Origin of the sequence: Roseateles toxinivorans (assembly GCF_004362525.1) — a bacterium.
Lineage (GTDB): Bacteria > Pseudomonadota > Gammaproteobacteria > Burkholderiales > Burkholderiaceae_C > Paucibacter > Paucibacter toxinivorans.
In genome coordinates, this window is record NZ_SNXS01000004.1 from 394,838 (window position 1) to 410,394 (window position 15,557).

Sequence of the window (15,557 nt, forward strand, 5' to 3'; positions counted from 1 at the left end):
TGGGTTTGATCGTCAATGCGGGGCTCAGCCGGTCAGGCGCTGCGCCGACGCAGTGCCTCGATCAGCACGTCGACCTCGGACAGCAGCCGGGCCACCAGGTCGGGCAGCTCCGCGCTGTGGCCGCTCTCGGCCCGTGCCTCGATGCGGGCTGCCAGCTCGCCGGCCGGCAGCGCGCCGAACATGGCCATCGTCGACTTGGCCGCGTGGCCGATGTGCATCACCGTCACCAGGTCGCCGCGCGCCAGTGCGCTCGCCATGGTCTGGCGGTCCAGCGGCCATTGCTCGAAGAACACGTCGGAGATGATGGCCACGATGTCCTGATCCACCGCGGCCAGCCCCTGGGCATAGTCGAAGTCGGTCGCGACAGCCGGCTCCTGGGCAGGCTCCACAGCGGCGCCCGGCGCCGGCTGCAAGCCCGGCACATAGCGTTGCACCAGGCGCTGGAACTCGGCCACTTCGATAGGCTTGGAGATGTAGTCGTCCATGCCGGCGGCCAGGCAGCTGTCCTTGTCGCCCTGCATGGCCTTGGCCGTCATCGCGATGATGGGCGTGCGCGGTTGCTGCTCGGTGGCGCGGAAACGCCGCGTGGCCTCCAGACCGTCGAGCACCGGCATCATCATGTCCATCAGTATCAGGTCGAACTTGTCACGGGCCAGTTCATCCAGCGCCAGCTGCCCGTTGGCCGCCACCGTGACGCGGTGCCCCCAGCGGGCCAGCAGCTTCACCGCTAGCTTCTGGTTGACGGGATGGTCCTCGACCAGCAGCACCTTCAGCGAGGCGCCGGCCTGCGGCGCGGTGTGGCGGGTGACCAGCTCGACCGGCCGGGCGGGCGCGGCGCTGCCCATCACCCGCGACAGCACCTGCACCAGCTCGTCGCGGGTGAAGGGCTTGGACAGATAGGCGGCAAAGCCGCTGCGGCGCGAGCGCTGGGCCTCGCCCTTCAGTCCGGCCGAGGACAGCATCACCCGTGGCACCTCCGCCAGCCAGGGCAGTTCGGCGGCAATACGCTCGGCCGTGGCAAAGCCATCCTGGTTCGGCATCTGGGCATCGAGCAGTATCAGGTCGCAGGGCCGACCTTCGGCCTGTGCGCGGTGCAGTTCGGCCAGCGCGCCATCGGCTCCATCGGCTACCAACACCTGGACATCGAGGCTTTTCAGCAGGCGGCGCAGCACCTCGCGGTTGACTTGGGTGTCGTCGACGACCAATGCGGTCAGGCCCTGCAACAGGGTCGGCGCGGCTTCGCCCTCGGGTGGCGCCGGGTCGCGGTCCAGCCGCAGGGTGAAGTGGAACTGGCTGCCGCGGCCGGGTTCGCTGTCCACCCAGATACGGCCGCCCAGCGCCTCGACCAGGCGGGACGAGATGGTCAGGCCCAGGCCGGTGCCGCCGTAGCGGCGGGTGATCGAACCGTCCTCCTGCGAGAAGGCGTCGAAGATGGCCTGCAGCTTGTCCGTCGGTATGCCGATGCCGGTGTCGCTGACGCTGAAGTGCAGCTGCTCCTGACCCTCGGCGGTGGACACCAGGCTCAGGCGCAACACAATCTCGCCGTGCTCGGTGAACTTGATGGCATTGCCGATCAGATTGATCAGGATCTGGCGCAGCCGCCCCGGGTCGCCCAGCACCCGCATCGGCACTTCGGAGTCTACGTCGCAGACCAGCTCCAGCCCCTTGTCACCAGCGCGTACGGACATGGCCTTGAGTGTCTCGCCCAGGGTGCTGCCGAGGTGGAAGGGTATCTTCTCGAACAGCAGCTTGCCGGCTTCGATCTTGGAGAAGTCCAGGATGTCGTTGATGACGCGCAGCAGCGACTCCGACGAGGACTTGACGACGCCCAGGTGCTCGCGCTGATCATCGCTGAGCTCACCGTCAAGGGCGAGCTCGGTCATGCCGATGATGCCGTTCATCGGTGTGCGGATCTCGTGGCTCATGTTCGCCAGGAAGTCCGACTTGGCGCGGTTGGCGGCCTCGGCGCCCTCTTTGGCGCGACGCAACTCCTCGGAGACCTGCCTGGCTTCGGAGATGTCGGCCAGATAGCCGTTCCACAGGATGCCGCCGTCCTCCGCGCGCTGCGGCTGCGACTCGCCGTGCAGCCAGACGGTGGCGCCGCTGTGGCGGTGCAGGATGCGGAAGTCCAGCGACCAAGGCGTGAGCTGGTGCGCTGAGGCCATGAAGGAGGCCAGCACCCGGGCGCCGTCGTCGGGGTGCACCCGCGCGGCCATGGCGCTGGCATGGAGCATCACCTCCTCGGCCGGCACGCCGCAAAAGCGCTCCAGGGCCGGGCTGATGAAGGGCACGGTACGCCGGCCGTCGGGGGCCAGATGGGCCTGGAACACGGCCACCGGAATGCTTTGCGTGATCTCGCGCAGCCGCGCGCTGGCCTGCTTGAGCTGGGTCACGTCCTGCCAGATGCCGGTGTAGACGGTCGAGCCGTCATCGGCCAGGGCGGCTTCCGGGCGGATCTCGGCGCGCAGCCAGCGCGGCTCGCCGTTGGGTAGGGTGATGCGGTAGTCGTCCCGCCAGGCGCTGCGCTGGGCGGCGGCCTGCAACACGCCCTGCAGGCAGCGCTCGCGGTCGGCTGGCACGATCTGCTGCGCCGAAAGGCTGCCGTCGGCCAGCAGCTGGGCCGGATCGAGACCGCGGATCTCCTTGAGCCGGTCGCTGACGAAGGTGTAGCGCGTCTGGCCGGTGCTCGGGTTCACCTGGCAGCGGTAGAGCACGCCGGGCACCGCATTGGTGATGTCGCGCAGGCGCGCCTCGGCGGCCTGGATCGCCGCCTCCATCAGCTTGCGCTCAGTGATCTCGGTGCGGATGGCGATGAACTGGATCGGGCGGCCCTGCTTGTCCTTCAGCGGCACGACGGTCGCCTGCACCCAGTAGAGCCGGCCGGTCTTGGCCCGGTTGCAGACCTCACCGTGCCAGACCTCGCCCGACAGGATGGTCTCCCACAGGTGGGCGAAAAAGCTCTTCGGGTGGAAGCCCGAGTTGATCAACCGGTGATCGGCGCCCTGCAGCTCCTCATGGCTGTAGCCGCTGATCTCGCAGAACTTGTCGTTGACGTAGGCGATGCGCCCCGCCACATCGGTGATGCTGACGATGCCGTGCTGGTCCATCGCGAACTTCTGGTTCGCCAGCTCGGCCAGCGCCGCCTGCAGGCTGCGCTGACTTTCCTCGCGCTGGCGCACCAGGTCCGACATCAGGCACGACAGCGACTCCAGGCTGTCGTCACTGAGCGGCGCCAGGTCGGCGTTGATCGACTGCATCAGCCTTTGAGCCGTCTCACGCAGCGACTCGATCGCGCGCATGCGGCTGGACAACTCCTTGCGTATGCGCTCGTTGGTGCTGGTCAGCTCGACCGAGCTGATCTCCAGGCTGCGGCTCTTCAGGTCAAGATCGCGATCGCTCTGCTCATAGGCGCCGTTCACTCGCTCCAGGAGTCCGCCCAGCCCCTGCAGCAGCCTGGCCACCTCGGGCGAAAGCTGGGGCAGGGCGGCCAAGTGGCCGAGTTCTTCCAGTACGGCGGGCAGCCGGCTTTCATCGCAGCCGAGCAGGCGTTTGGTCTGCCTGGCGAGCAGTTTGTGCATGGGCATTGTTGGACGGGCGGTCGGCTCGGTGCGGGTGGGAAGCTCAGCGTTCGGCAATGTGGGTGATGGTCATGGTCTGGTTGTGCAGCTTGCACTCCAGATTGCCGGTGAAGGGGCTGATCTCGCCGTTGGAATAGAAGCCTGCCAGCACCGCTCCCTGGCCAAACACGTCGGCCACCGCCTCGATCTCTTCGTCGACGCGGCCACCCATCACCAGCTTTCGGCCCACGCAGCTGACCAGCAGGGCCAGACCCTCGCCTGAGCCCTGCAGCATCTGCAGGGCGGCCTGGGCCGCGGCCTCGGCGCCCTCGACCAGCGCATCGGTGCTGGCATGCATCAGGCGCAGATAGCCCTCGGGGTCGATGTCACCGGCCAGGGTCAGGCTGCCGTCGGCCTCACTGACAGCGAGGATGGTGCGTATCAGTCCGATCTCGGCATGGTCGCTGCCCAGCATGGCGAAGGGAAACAGCAGGCCGGAGGCGGGCAGGTCCTTGGCATAGTCGCCGAGGTAGCGCTTGTAGACATCCAGCGCCGGCTCGCCGTCGAGCTCGAACAGCACATTGTTCACCGAGCGGGTGACCCGCCGCGCCGGGCCGAAGGGCGACCAGCCGCCGAAGGAGCCGTGCGAGAAGCACAGATCCTCGCCGTAGAGGCCGACGCAGACCAAGCGGTCGTTGTGCAGGCCGCTGCTGTCGAGCACCCAGGTTTCCTGGAAGGCGGCGGCGTCACCGGCCAGCCCGCCGGTGATGGGGATGTGCTGGCCCAGCACCTCGGCCATGCCCAGTATCAGCGCACTGCCATTGACGGCCACGCCCTGACCCAGCACCAGCACCGCGCGCAGACCCTGCTGCGGCAGCTGTTCGCTGAGGCGGCGCCCGGCGGCGTGCGAGTCGGCCATGTCGATCAGCCGGGTCGAGGCCTCGACCGCGCTGGACTTGTCCAGCCGCAGCGCCGTGACCACACAGCTGTCGTCGCTGACGCCTTCGGCGGAGATCTCGCCGGCCGTCGAGCAGCCGATGCGTATGGCCTCCGGAAACTGCGCCGCCAGCGACGCCGCCATGGCTTTGAGCCAGTCGATCGCGCCGAACACGAGCACCAGATCGGGGCCTATGGCGGCCAGGGTTGCCAACTCATCGCCTGCGCTGTCGCGCTTGCGCAGGATCGCTTGTTCGACCTTCATCGGTGACGCCCGGTTGGTGCATCAGACGATCTGACGCTTTGGGTCGATTGTTCACCGGTGAAGTGATAAAAATCCTAGTCAGTCGGGCCGGCTTAGGTCAGATGTCACGGAAATTGCGGCCGCGTGGTGCTGGTCATTCCGCGGAACGGTCTTCCGCATCTTCCGATTCGCGCCGGCTCAGGGCCAGACCCGGCACTGCCAGACCCAGGCCCAGCAACCAGCCCCAATTCATCGCACCGCCGCCACCGCCGCCTGCGGCCGGCGTGGGCGTGGGCGTGGGCGTGGGTGTGGGTGTGGGTGTAGGTGTAGGTGTAGGTGTAGGTGTAGGTGTAGGTGTAGGTGTAGGTGTGGGTGTGGGTGTAGGTGTGGGTGTGGGTGTGGGCGTGGGCGTGGGCGTGGGCGTGGGCGTGGGTGTGGGTGTGGGTGTAGGTGTAGGTGTGGGCGTAGGTGCTGGCGGTGGCTGTACCGCTGCACAGCTCTTCAGGTCTGCATTGCTGAGTGTGACCGCAGGCACGGTCGGGGCCACCCAGCTGGCCGGGTTGCTCGCATAGGCCAGAGCCTGTTCGGCATCCAGCAGACCGGTGCCGCAGGTAGTCGGGGTGCAGCCGCAGCGACTGTTGTTGGTGGTGGTCGAGCATTCGCCCAGATCCGGCACCTTGACGTGGGGGCGGGCTGTGCGCTTTAGGCCATCTTCGAGCTGGGCCAAGGTGAGCGCGGGATTCTGAGCCAGCATCAGCGACGCAACACCGGCCACGGTGGGGGCAGCAAAGCTGGTGCCGCTACCCGCCGAGTAGCCAAAGGTGCCGGGCGCTTTGGCGCCGGTGTTGCTGGTGGTTGCAATGCCGTTGTCGGCCAGCAGCCGGTCGCAGGTGCCTGCACTCGGGCTCTTCGTGCCGTCACCGCCGGTGGCGGCCAGTGCCACCTGGGGGCCGAAGTTGGAGTAGAGCGCCTTGAAGCCCTGTCGGTTCACCGAGGCGATGCCCATCACGCCCTCGCAATTGGCCGGCCGACCGACCTCTCCGCGCAGATTGCCGGCCGAAGCAACGATCAGCACATTGCGGTCGCGCAAGTCCTTGATGGTGTCGCGGTACAGACGGGCCGCGCTGGCCACATCGGCATTCGGGTCGGTGACGCTGCATGAGTTGACGCCGGCAAAGCCGATCACCAGCACCTTGGCGGGGTTCGGGTTCTGCGGCACACCGGCTACCGTCAAGCCGGCGGCCCAGCGCATGCCGTCCACCAAATCGGCCACGTTCGCACCGCACTTGCCTGCCACCCGCACCGGCAGCACGCGGCCACTCCAGCTCATGCCGGCCATGCCGGCGCTGTTATTGGTCACGGCGGCCAACTGGCCCGCGATCATCGTGCCGTGCCAGCTGCTCTCCGGGCTGACCGTGCAGCCATCCCATAGGATCTTGTTGGCGTCGAACTCGGCCTGAGTCAAGGCGTCGCCGGGGTCGGTGGCATCGTTGCTGCGCCCGACGCCGTTGTTGGCGTACTCGATCTTGGACACGAAGTTGTAGCCCTGGCCGACCAGATTGGCATTCAGGTCGGGATGGCTGGTGTAGCCCGAGTCCAGCACGGCGACGATGGGGGTGCTGCCCGATACCGGTGCCCCCTTGTTGATGTCCCAGGCCTTGGGAAAGTTGGCCACCCCGGCGCTGTTGCTTGCGCTGTAGGTATTGAGCCACCATTGCTCGCTGGCGAACAGGGTGTCGTTGGGCACAGCGGCTCGCTGCTCGTGCACATTGGGCACCACATCAAGCACGCGCGGGTCGGCGCGCAGCCGCGCAGCCATGGCTCGGGCCTCGGCGCCTCTTAGAGGCGTAGCGCCTTGCAACAGCTGCCAGCCATTGCCGACCTCACGTATGCGCTGCAGGGGCAGGGCATGCTCCCTCAGCAGGCTGGCGATGCGGTCGGCGGCTGCCAGGGCATGGGCGCGGCCCGTCGCCTCAGGCTTGAGGCGGACGATGAAACCATGCGCAACCGCTTCGGCCGGCTGCGTGGCCACCGGCTGCCGCGCAGCGGCATTGAGCGTGTCCGGCGCCGCCGCTGACAGCAGCAGTGCGACGGCGAGCGCAACCGGGGACCGGCTGAGTGCGCGTTGGGTCCAAATACTGCTGCCATGGAAAGGCATGCCGGTCGAGCGTGATGGGGTGTGAGCTTGATTCATAGCCCTAGGCTAAGACGCGCTCATGAATAGACGGTGACAGGCACGCCTGTGAAGGCGAATTCTCTCCACCATGGCAAGCCTCCGTGGCTTGCCATGGTCCGATTGGCCTATCTGTGCTTGTCGTCATGGCATTCATGCCGCAGTCATATCGGCTCACTAGCATCCAGCGTCCTCTTGCCCTGACCCTGCGTCCTCAATGCCCATCTCCCTTTCAGTTCGGACGTTGATGGTCTTGTTTGCGCTGGCCGCCTGCACCGGATCTGGCGCGCAAGATACGCGGTATCAGACGGCGCACCAGATCCAAACTCCGGCGCTGCAGCAGCCGCCTGCGGTGCTGGCGCAGGCCCTGCAGAAGCGGGTCAACCTGGAGTTCCGCGACGCATCGTTGAGGCAGGTGTTCGAGGCCTTGAGTCGCAGCAGCGGCATCAACTTCGTGTTTGATCGCGAGGTGCGGGAGACCCGGCTGACGGTGCAGCTGCGCGACGTCACGCTCGAGGAGGCCCTGAGCGTGCTGCAGACAACCCAGCAGCTCGAACGCAAGCTGCTGAACGATCGCACGCTGCTGATCTATCCCAACACGCCGCCGAAGCAGCGCGAGCACCAGGAGTTGTTGATACGCAGCTTCTACCTGACCAGCGCCGATGTGAAGCAGGTCCAGACGCTTGTGCGCACGATGGTCAAGACGCGCGACCTGTTCATCGACGAGCGCCTGAACCTGCTGGTGGCCCGCGACACCCCCGAGGTGATCGGCCTGATCGAGCGGCTGATCGCCACGCTGGATCTGCCCGAGCCCGAGGTGGTGATGGAGCTGCAGGTGCTGGAGGTCGCCAACAGCCGGCTGGCCGAGCTGGGTCTTGACTGGCCGAGCGAGGTGCAGTCCGGCTTGCCCGGAGGTGCTCAACGTATCGAATGGGGGCAGCGCCGTCAGCTGCGGGCCAGTGTGCTCAATCCGGCGCTGACCGCAACGCTGAATGGCAGCTCGGGCGACACCACCGTGCTGGCCAAGCCCAGCCTGCGTGCACGCAATCGCGAGAAGGCCAAGATCCAGATCGGCGAGCGGCTGCCGGTCTTCACCAGCACGGTCAGCGCCAGTGTCGGCGTGGCGGCGTCGGTCAGCTATGTGGACGTGGGTCTCAAACTGGAGGCCGAGCCCACGGTGCAGCTCGATGGCGATGTGATCATCAAGCTGAACTTTGAAATCACCAATGTGCTGGAGCGGATCAGCCCCGGTGCAGGCCTGAGCGCCTACCGTGTGGGCACGCGCCATGCGAGTACGTCGCTGCGCCTTCGCGATGGCGAAACCCAGATCCTGGGCGGCTTGATCGGCGACGACGACCGCAAGACGGCGCGTGGCCTGCCCTATCTGTCGGAGGCGCCGCTGCTGGGGCGCTTGCTTGGCGTGCAGGGCGATGCGCGCCAGAAGACCGAGCTGCTGCTGCTCGTCACGCCGCACGTGGTGCGCAGCATGGGAGTGCCCGACGCGGCATCGCGCAGCATTGCCTCGGGCTTTGAACTGCAGCCGGGGGCCGAGTCGGCACGGCTGGGCGTGCGCGGCAGCGCGGCTGTGGCCATGGTGGGTGGCGCTGGCATGGGCGCTGGCCCGCGGGCTGCCCCGGATGCGCCCGTGACTCCTGATCAAGCCGAGGCCGTGGCCGAGGAGAACGTGGCCGTGCTCCAGCTCTCGACCTCGGGCGAGATCACCGTGGGTGACACCGCCGCCGTGACCCTGGTCAACCATTCCGAGGCGACGGTGCGCGGCGAATTGGAGTTCGACGCGGTGATGTTCCAGCCGGCCGAAGCCGGGGCGGCGGGCGCAGGCCAAGGCCGTATCGCTTTTGAGCTGGCGCCGCAGGGCCAACGGGTGCTGATACTGCGCTCGACGCCGGCGGCGGCGGGCAACACGGCGACTTTCAGCCTGACCGGGCTGGGCGGCATCAATGCCAAGGGTGAGGCGGTCAACGTCCGTGTTCAGGGGGAGGGAACCCTCGACGTGTCCGCCCCCTGATTTCAGTCAGCACCATGGTCTGAACAGCGCCTGCGGGCGCCGATCATGAGTCGTTCGGATCATATGACCCTTGACCGTTCAATTAATCGTCACCGACGCTTGCTAGGCTCGCCCACCAATTGCTTGCACTCATGCCATCCATCCTGCCCAACACCGTGCCGAACGCCGAACTTCTTCGCAGCAGTCATGCCGAGGCGATCGTGCGCGTCGTTGAAACCGCGATCGATGTGGGGCGGCGCTACCAGTTTTTTGTCTGGACGCAAAGCCATCTGCAGGTGCTGCTGCCGCATAAACTGGCCGTCTGCGGCGCCTACCAGCGCGCCCGCAGGGAGCTGCATTTCGAGGTCTTCAACAGTGTCTCTCTGCCCGAGCCCGTGCTGGGCTCCTTGGTTGACGGCCGCGGCCCGCTGCTGCAGTACCTGGCGGGCAGCTGGATCGACAAACGCGGCAAGTCGCTGGCCATCGACGTGGCAGCACTGGACGTTCAAGTCTTCGGCAAGCTGCGCGACGATCTGCTGGCCGCCGGCCTGGGCGAACTGCTGGTGCACGGTGTCTCCCGCCCCCAGCGGCCCAGCGAGATCGAAAGCCTGTTCATCTTTGCCTCGCCGGGCCTTTGCAGCAGCGCCGAGCAGCGCATGTACCTGGACCTGCTGCTGCCCCATCTGCACAGCACCTGGCTGCGCGTGCAGGCGGTGGAGCGCGAGATGAAGGAGATGCCTGCGGCCATGCATCCGGTGCAGGGTTTGACCCGCGCCCTTATAACCGAGCGCGAACGGCAGATCCTCAGCTGGGTGCGCGAAGGCATGAGCAACCAGCAGATCGGCGAGGTGCTGGGCATCAGCCCGCTGACGGTCAAGAACCATGTGCAGAAGATTCTGCGCAAGCTCGGCGCCAACAACCGGGCGCAGGCCGTGGCCAGCGCGATGACGATGAATCTGCTCGGGCGTTCACCGCGGAGCGAAGGCTCAGTCTGAAAAGGCGGGGAAGTCCCTTGTTCTAGGGGCTTGTCTGTAGTCCGTTTGGCATCTCTGCCGCCTGAAGGCCGACATCACGAATGTCACGCCTGCGTGCGAAAGTTCCGTTTGTCGATTTTCGCGACCTCGTTCTTTATGCCAGGGCCGCCCTCAGGGGCCCGGCCGCCCAATGTCGCCGCCTCATGCAGCCCATCCGTGTTGCAGACAAGAAGTGGCCGAACGATCAGGCGTTCCAGGCGGCGCAGCGGGAGGGTCCCCGATTGCTGCTACCGCCCATGAGTCACAACCACTATCGGAGTTAAAGCATGAAACTGAAATCCATCGCCATCGCAACCCTGGCTGTTGCCGCTGCCGCACCTGCACTGGCTGCCGTCAACCTGGGCAAATACGACGCTGCTGAGCTGTTCCTGGTCATCGGCGACGAGAACCGTTCGGTCGTCGTTGACACCGGCATCAAGATGAAGGACTTCCTCGACGCTGCCGCTGCCGGCACCAGCCCCTTCCCGATCAACCTGCCGGTGGCCAGCGCCGCCTGGACCAGCTACCTCAGCAACGGCGGCATCACGGCCGGCACCCAATGGGCGCTGACCTCGATCGCCGGTCTTGGCGTGAACGTTGCCGGTATGCACCTGCTGACCACGGTCAACAACAGCAACACGACCGACTTTGCGAACCTGGCCAGCGACAACCTGTACAACAATGCCAACTATCTGGCCTTCCCGGTCGGTTCGGGCAACCAGACCGGCACCCACATCTCGCAAGCCAATGGTTCGAGCTACAACCCCAAGGGCACCGACGCCTATTTCAGCCCTGACTCGTTCACCATCAACACAGCCTTCATCAACATCGGCAGCAAGGTCGGTGAAAGCGCCAACTTTGTACACGTGACCGGCAGCCAGCTCGACGACTTCGAGCCGGTTACTTTCCAAGAGTACAAGAGCGTGACCGCCAAGTTCGACGGCACCACGCTGACCGTGACCACCGCCGTGCCGGAACCCGAGTCCTATGCCCTGATGCTGGCCGGTCTGGCAGCCCTGGGCTTTGTCGCTCGCCGCCGCCGCGCCGACTGATCGGCCGCCTAAGCAGGCTAGCCAGGCAGTTCGCCGCTGCCACCTGAGGCCCCAGGGCCTTGGGTGGCATGCAGGCAGAAGCACCCCCGTTCCCTCTGTCTGTTCATCGATCGGCTGATCGATGCGGACTGACTCGTCCCTCACTTCTCAAAGGTATCCATCATGATGAAATTCCGTCTGATCGCTCTGGCCGCCGGCCTCGTGGCCGCCATGGGCTCCGCCCAGGCCTTGACCCCGGCCGAAATCGTCGCCGCCGGCGCCAACCTGAAGGTCATCCACATGTCTGGCGCCTCGGCTCAGCGTCTGGCCATCGGCAGCGCCTTCAAGGACTTCTGCAACGCCGACAACCACGTCTATTTCAGCAAGTCCACCGGCGGCAGCAATAAGGACGGTGACAACCACCGCGCCTATGCCTGCACCTTAAAGGCTGCCGTCGGCACCTGGGCTGTTGGCACCCCCGTGCTGTTCATCAAGCGCGACCAGGGCGGTTCGGGCCTGGGCGTGAACCAGGTCGCCAAGCAGACCCCCATGGCCTTCATGAAGATCGACAACAACGCCGGCAACTGCGTTGACAAGGGCGTGCCGGTCAATGGCGACATCGAGACGCCGAACTTCGTTTGCCAGTCCACCGAAAACGTGGCACCGAAGGCCGGTATCTCGGACGTCGAGCCGGCAATCATGAACCAGACGGTCAATCTGGAAGCCGGCACTTCCGCCGCCGACCTGACCAAGCTGGACTCGGCCGTGTTCGTGGCCGCCAATTTTGGCGTGGCCGTCAACCTGAACGCCTATCGCAAGCTGCAACAAGAGCAGGGCCTGACCCAGGATGATGCCGACGCCAACATCCCGTCCATCCCCAGCACCTTCGTTCGCGGCGCACTGACCGGCGGCCTGAACGGTTCAGCCGCCGCCAAGCGTGGCTGGAACATGCTGATCAGCGCCGGCACCGATGCCAACATCAATGGCAAGGCCGTCAACGTGTGCCGTCGCGCCAATGGTTCTGGCACCCAGGCCGTCAGCAATATGTACTTCGCCAACACGCCTTGCGGCGGCAGCAATGGCTTGACGGTCACGGGCTCCACCGGTACACCGGTCAGTGTCACGGGCTCCGTCAACGTGATCGAGAGCACCGGTTCCGGCGGCGTCATCAGCTGCCTGAGTGACACCACCCAAGGCCAGCTCGGCACCGCTGCCGACCCTGCCTACGCCCTGGGCGTGCTGAGCCTGGAAAATAACCCCCTTAGCAGCGCCGGCACCAAGGCCTATCGCTTTGTCAAGATCGACGGCAAGCTGCCGCGCCGCTCGGCAGCGCAGACCGGCGCCTATGACTTCGTCTACGAAGCCACGATGCAGTGGAACAAGGACGCAGTGCCGGCCGGTTCGCCCGAAGCCGTGTTCCTGGGCAATATGCGTAGCAACGCCGGCAAGATCGCCAAGATCAAGCTGGTTGACGCCGACTTCCAGAACGGCATGATGGCCACGACCGTCTCCTATTCGGGCGGCTGGAACGCTCTGCCTGCTGCCGACAAGGACTATGCCTCGCGCGTCCAGCGCACGGCACTGAACAGCTGCACGCCGCTGAAGCTGGCCAAGTAAGAACTTTTCCTTAGCGCAGTACCCAAGGGCCGGCCCCCACAAGGGTCGGCCTTCTTTTATTGTGTATCAGCCCGCTGTGGGCAGCGCCACATCTGCGGGGCGGCGATGCCGAACATGCCCTGGGCCAACCAGCCACGGATAACCAGTCGCTGGCCAACGGCCGCGGTGTCCATTACCGATCATGGCCTGCTCTACGACGCCACGATGCAGTGGAACAAAGAGCGGCTGCGCGCGGGCTCGGAGAAGGCCGCCTTTCTGAGCGCCTGGCGTGCCATGGCGGGCAATCTAGCAATGCTCGCGGCGGGCGACCACTTGCCGCCCGCGCGGCGCGTACTGCCATGAACAGCTGCACTCAGCTGAAGCTCGCCAAGTAGGGCGCTGCGAGGCCTGGACTGCAGGGTCGCAGTCGCGTGCCGCAGCCCACCCTGCCATTAGGACTAGTGCACTTGCCCGGCCCTACACAAGCCTGTCAAGCACCACGCCGATGATGGCGCTATTGCCCCGCACCGATCAACCAGATGTAACGCACCCCGATCATGACCCTGACCCCTTCTCCCTTGCGCGCGCTGTGCACGGCGCTGCTGTTCACGCTGCCGAGCCTGGCTCAGGCGGCCTTTTCTACCGGCCCTGGTTCCGAGTTGACGCTGTTTGTGTTCGAGAACGAGGGCAGCGGCAGTGCCGAGGCGTCCTATGCCTTGGATCTGGGCCTTGTGGCCAGGGACTTTTGGGTTCAGGCTCAGCAGAATGGCGGGTACAGCAAATTCATTGAGCTGGACCGCAGCAGCGACGCCAACTTTGCCAAGTTCCTGGATGCGACCAGCGCCACGGCGAGCCAGCGCAAGTGGGCGATTTATGCTCCTGCCGTTGAGAAGGGCGTAGTGGGTGGGTCGCCCTTTATCCAGCGCGAGTTGTACACCACGCTGGCCAACGCGGGCAGCGCCCAGACCCAGTCGCAAAACTTCATGGCAGCGTTTCAGAGTAGTGCATTCACTGCCGCAACTTTTGGTGAATGGCTCAACCTATATGACCCTGCAAATGCCAGCGATGTCAGCATCTTCGCTTCTTTGCAGAACCAGGCTAGTAACAGCACCCATGGGAGCGTCGCCAACGGCAGTAGCTTCTCGTCAAAGGCCGCGGCCGACCCCGGCTATTTTGGACTTGGTACGGCGTTCTCCGCGAGCGCAGCGGGGGCAGGCACCGCTTCCCCTGGAGACTGCCTTAAAGGGTTCGTTTGCATCGGCAACTCGATTGGCCAGTCATCGTGGTTCTACAAGGTGGCCGCACCAGATCCTTTGGATGAAGAGGCTGGCTATGGGAACCCGATGCTCGACGAATTCGATAACGGCAACGGCACCGCCGGCCACGATGGTTATTGGGGCTTTGCCTTCAATGCCACGACCAACAAATATGTGCTGAGCTACACGCTGGCGCCGTTCACGCCCACCGCCCTGGCCAACACGGCCGAAGGCCGCTTGCGTCTGCTGACCACCGACTATTCGGCGCAATCGGGCCCCTCCCGTCTGATCGGTACTCCGGAGGGCGAGTTCGCGGGCTGGGAGGCCGGCCCGCTGGCTCTGGCGCCGGTGCCCGAACCCGCGACCTGGGGCTTGATGGGACTTGGGCTTGCAGTGTTTGCGTTTCTGAGGACGCGTTCCAAGGAGCGTTCCTAATGTCTCGCTTCACCCTGCTTGCCGCGTTGGCGCTGGTCGCACCTCAGTTATCCCAGTCGGCCATGGCTTCGATTGGCTTTGGCGACAAGGCCGAGCTTGTATTCCTGCTTTGGGATCCGATCGCCAAGGTCAGCTACAGCACGGATTTGGGCTTGGATGCTCGATACTTCTGGGGCGACGCCCAACAAGATGCCGGCTATCAGAAGTTCTTTCGCTTGGATCGTGGCGACGCGGCTCTGGCTGAGTTCTTGACCAAGTCCACCGATGTAAGCAATCAACGCTGGGTCGTGTTGGGAATAGATGCCGCAGCCGAAACCGGGGTGCCTGGAACCATGCCGGCGCTCGGGGCAATGAGGTTCTTTACGACCTTAAAGCAAGGCCCCGCTGAAGGTGTCATCAATCCAGATTACTCGGCGATGACCGGCATGAGCAACCAGAATCTCATGCAGGCGATGTTTTCTACCTCCTCCGCATTGCAGGGCCTAAATAACGCGCCCGCCAGTGCCAGGCTGAACACACACCGAGGGGACGTCAGCAGCAATGGATCAAGCATTGACCTTGAAGGCGCCAACGGATACTTCGCAAAAGGCAGCGGTTTCTGGTCCAAGGACGGCGCGACAACGGCTGGCGACGCTTTCTGGGGTGAGTTCTCGGTAAGCAATCGGGTTGGGCAGTCTTCGTGGTTCTACATGCTCAGCAACAGCTCCCAGCTGGGTTTTAGTTCGGCAATTGCCGTTGACGAATTTGACAATCTGGGCGGCAATGGATACTGGGGTTTGGCCGCGCCAGGCGCAGGTTACTACGACCTGAGTTTCACCATGCCGGCAGCATCACCGCAGGCCAGAACGACAACCGAGGAGGGGCTGCGGCGAGTGAGCGCCACAGACTTCGCTGCCAGACTCTCGTCGCGACAAATCGAGTTGCCTTTCGATGAGTTTGGCGTCAGTGCAGCATCGTCGCCAGGCTTGGCCGCTGCGGTGCCTGAACCCGCCACTTGGGCCAGTCTTCTGGCGGGCCTGTTGACGCTGGGATGGACAGCACGAGGTCGTTCATTCAGGCGCTGAAACCCGAGTTGCCCGCCGCTGGGCGGGGATATCGATGCCGGCTACGCCATTGAGTGGCATCGGCCGGTATGAGCCTGCGCGGCTTGCGGCCCGGATAGGCCAAACGGATCAGTTCCTTTCATCGCGGGTTCACTGTCGCTCGCCACACTCAAAGCCATGAATGCATTCTCGGCCCGCGTCGCTCAGGCGCTTGGGGCCATTCTCTTCTGTTGTCTGCTGCTGCTCTCATCCGACGGTCGGGCGAACG

At 65.1% G+C, this 15,557-nt stretch carries 10 protein-coding genes; 7 read left to right on the forward strand and 3 right to left on the reverse strand.

The genetic code is table 11. The annotated features are described in order from the left end of the window. Positions 1 to 32 precede the first annotated feature (32 nt). The 3 genes from DES47_RS16970 to DES47_RS16980 form a co-directional block, all read right to left on the reverse strand. Positions 33 to 3,578, reverse strand: a complete 3,546-nt coding sequence (locus DES47_RS16970) for a response regulator (RefSeq protein WP_166652040.1) — start codon at positions 3,576 to 3,578, stop codon at positions 33 to 35. A gap of 43 nt (positions 3,579 to 3,621) precedes the next feature. Next, complete coding sequence (locus tag DES47_RS16975; protein WP_133701913.1) at positions 3,622 to 4,758, reverse strand: FIST signal transduction protein; 1,137 nt, start codon at positions 4,756 to 4,758, stop codon at positions 3,622 to 3,624. A 133-nt stretch (positions 4,759 to 4,891) separates the two neighbouring features. Then, positions 4,892 to 6,931, reverse strand: coding sequence for a S8 family serine peptidase (locus tag DES47_RS16980; RefSeq protein ID WP_133701914.1), 2,040 nt, complete (start codon positions 6,929 to 6,931; stop codon positions 4,892 to 4,894). Between the two features lie 226 nt (positions 6,932 to 7,157). Between DES47_RS16980 and DES47_RS16985 the strand changes: the two genes are divergently transcribed. The 7 genes from DES47_RS16985 (at position 7,158) to DES47_RS17015 (ending at position 15,310) form a co-directional block, all read left to right on the forward strand. Next, positions 7,158 to 8,936, forward strand: coding sequence for a secretin N-terminal domain-containing protein (locus DES47_RS16985; RefSeq protein WP_243748372.1), 1,779 nt, complete (start codon positions 7,158 to 7,160; stop codon positions 8,934 to 8,936). 131 nt (positions 8,937 to 9,067) lie between these two features. Then, positions 9,068 to 9,910 (forward strand): XrtB/PEP-CTERM-associated transcriptional regulator EpsA, encoded by an 843-nt coding sequence (epsA, locus tag DES47_RS16990; protein WP_133701916.1) that lies wholly within the window; start codon positions 9,068 to 9,070, stop codon positions 9,908 to 9,910. Between the two features lie 305 nt (positions 9,911 to 10,215). Continuing rightward, entirely contained in the window at positions 10,216 to 10,980 is a 765-nt protein-coding gene (locus tag DES47_RS29375) for a PEP-CTERM sorting domain-containing protein (RefSeq protein WP_243748345.1), read from the forward strand. Positions 10,981 to 11,142: 162 nt separating this feature from the next. Then, entirely contained in the window at positions 11,143 to 12,576 is a 1,434-nt protein-coding gene (locus tag DES47_RS17000) for a hypothetical protein (protein WP_133701917.1), read from the forward strand. 114 nt (positions 12,577 to 12,690) lie between these two features. Further along, a complete protein-coding gene (locus DES47_RS17005) occupies positions 12,691 to 12,918 on the forward strand; it encodes a hypothetical protein (RefSeq protein ID WP_133701918.1) in 228 nt (75 codons plus the stop codon). Between the two features lie 194 nt (positions 12,919 to 13,112). Then, positions 13,113 to 14,246: a PEP-CTERM sorting domain-containing protein gene (locus DES47_RS17010; RefSeq protein WP_133701919.1), complete on the forward strand. Its 1,134-nt coding sequence runs from the start codon at positions 13,113 to 13,115 to the stop codon at positions 14,244 to 14,246. After that, on the forward strand, positions 14,246 to 15,310 hold the full coding sequence (locus tag DES47_RS17015) for a PEP-CTERM sorting domain-containing protein (RefSeq protein ID WP_133701920.1): 1,065 nt from the start codon (positions 14,246 to 14,248) through the stop codon (positions 15,308 to 15,310). The genes DES47_RS17010 and DES47_RS17015 overlap by 1 nt, the downstream gene beginning before the upstream one ends. Positions 15,311 to 15,557 lie beyond the last annotated feature (247 nt).

Coding starts and splice junctions, on each gene's coding strand:
- DES47_RS17015 (WP_133701920.1), top strand. CDS start 14,246: ATGTCTCGCTTCACCCTGCTTGCCGCGTTGGCGCTGGTCGCACCTCAG.
- DES47_RS16980 (WP_133701914.1), bottom strand. CDS start 6,931: ATGAATCAAGCTCACACCCCATCACGCTCGACCGGCATGCCTTTCCAT.
- DES47_RS17005 (WP_133701918.1), top strand. CDS start 12,691: ATGCCCTGGGCCAACCAGCCACGGATAACCAGTCGCTGGCCAACGGCC.
- DES47_RS16985 (WP_243748372.1), top strand. CDS start 7,158: ATGGTCTTGTTTGCGCTGGCCGCCTGCACCGGATCTGGCGCGCAAGAT.
- DES47_RS16975 (WP_133701913.1), bottom strand. CDS start 4,758: ATGAAGGTCGAACAAGCGATCCTGCGCAAGCGCGACAGCGCAGGCGAT.
- DES47_RS16970 (WP_166652040.1), bottom strand. CDS start 3,578: ATGCACAAACTGCTCGCCAGGCAGACCAAACGCCTGCTCGGCTGCGAT.
- DES47_RS17010 (WP_133701919.1), top strand. CDS start 13,113: ATGACCCTGACCCCTTCTCCCTTGCGCGCGCTGTGCACGGCGCTGCTG.
- DES47_RS17000 (WP_133701917.1), top strand. CDS start 11,143: ATGATGAAATTCCGTCTGATCGCTCTGGCCGCCGGCCTCGTGGCCGCC.
- DES47_RS29375 (WP_243748345.1), top strand. CDS start 10,216: ATGAAACTGAAATCCATCGCCATCGCAACCCTGGCTGTTGCCGCTGCC.
- epsA (WP_133701916.1), top strand. CDS start 9,068: ATGCCATCCATCCTGCCCAACACCGTGCCGAACGCCGAACTTCTTCGC.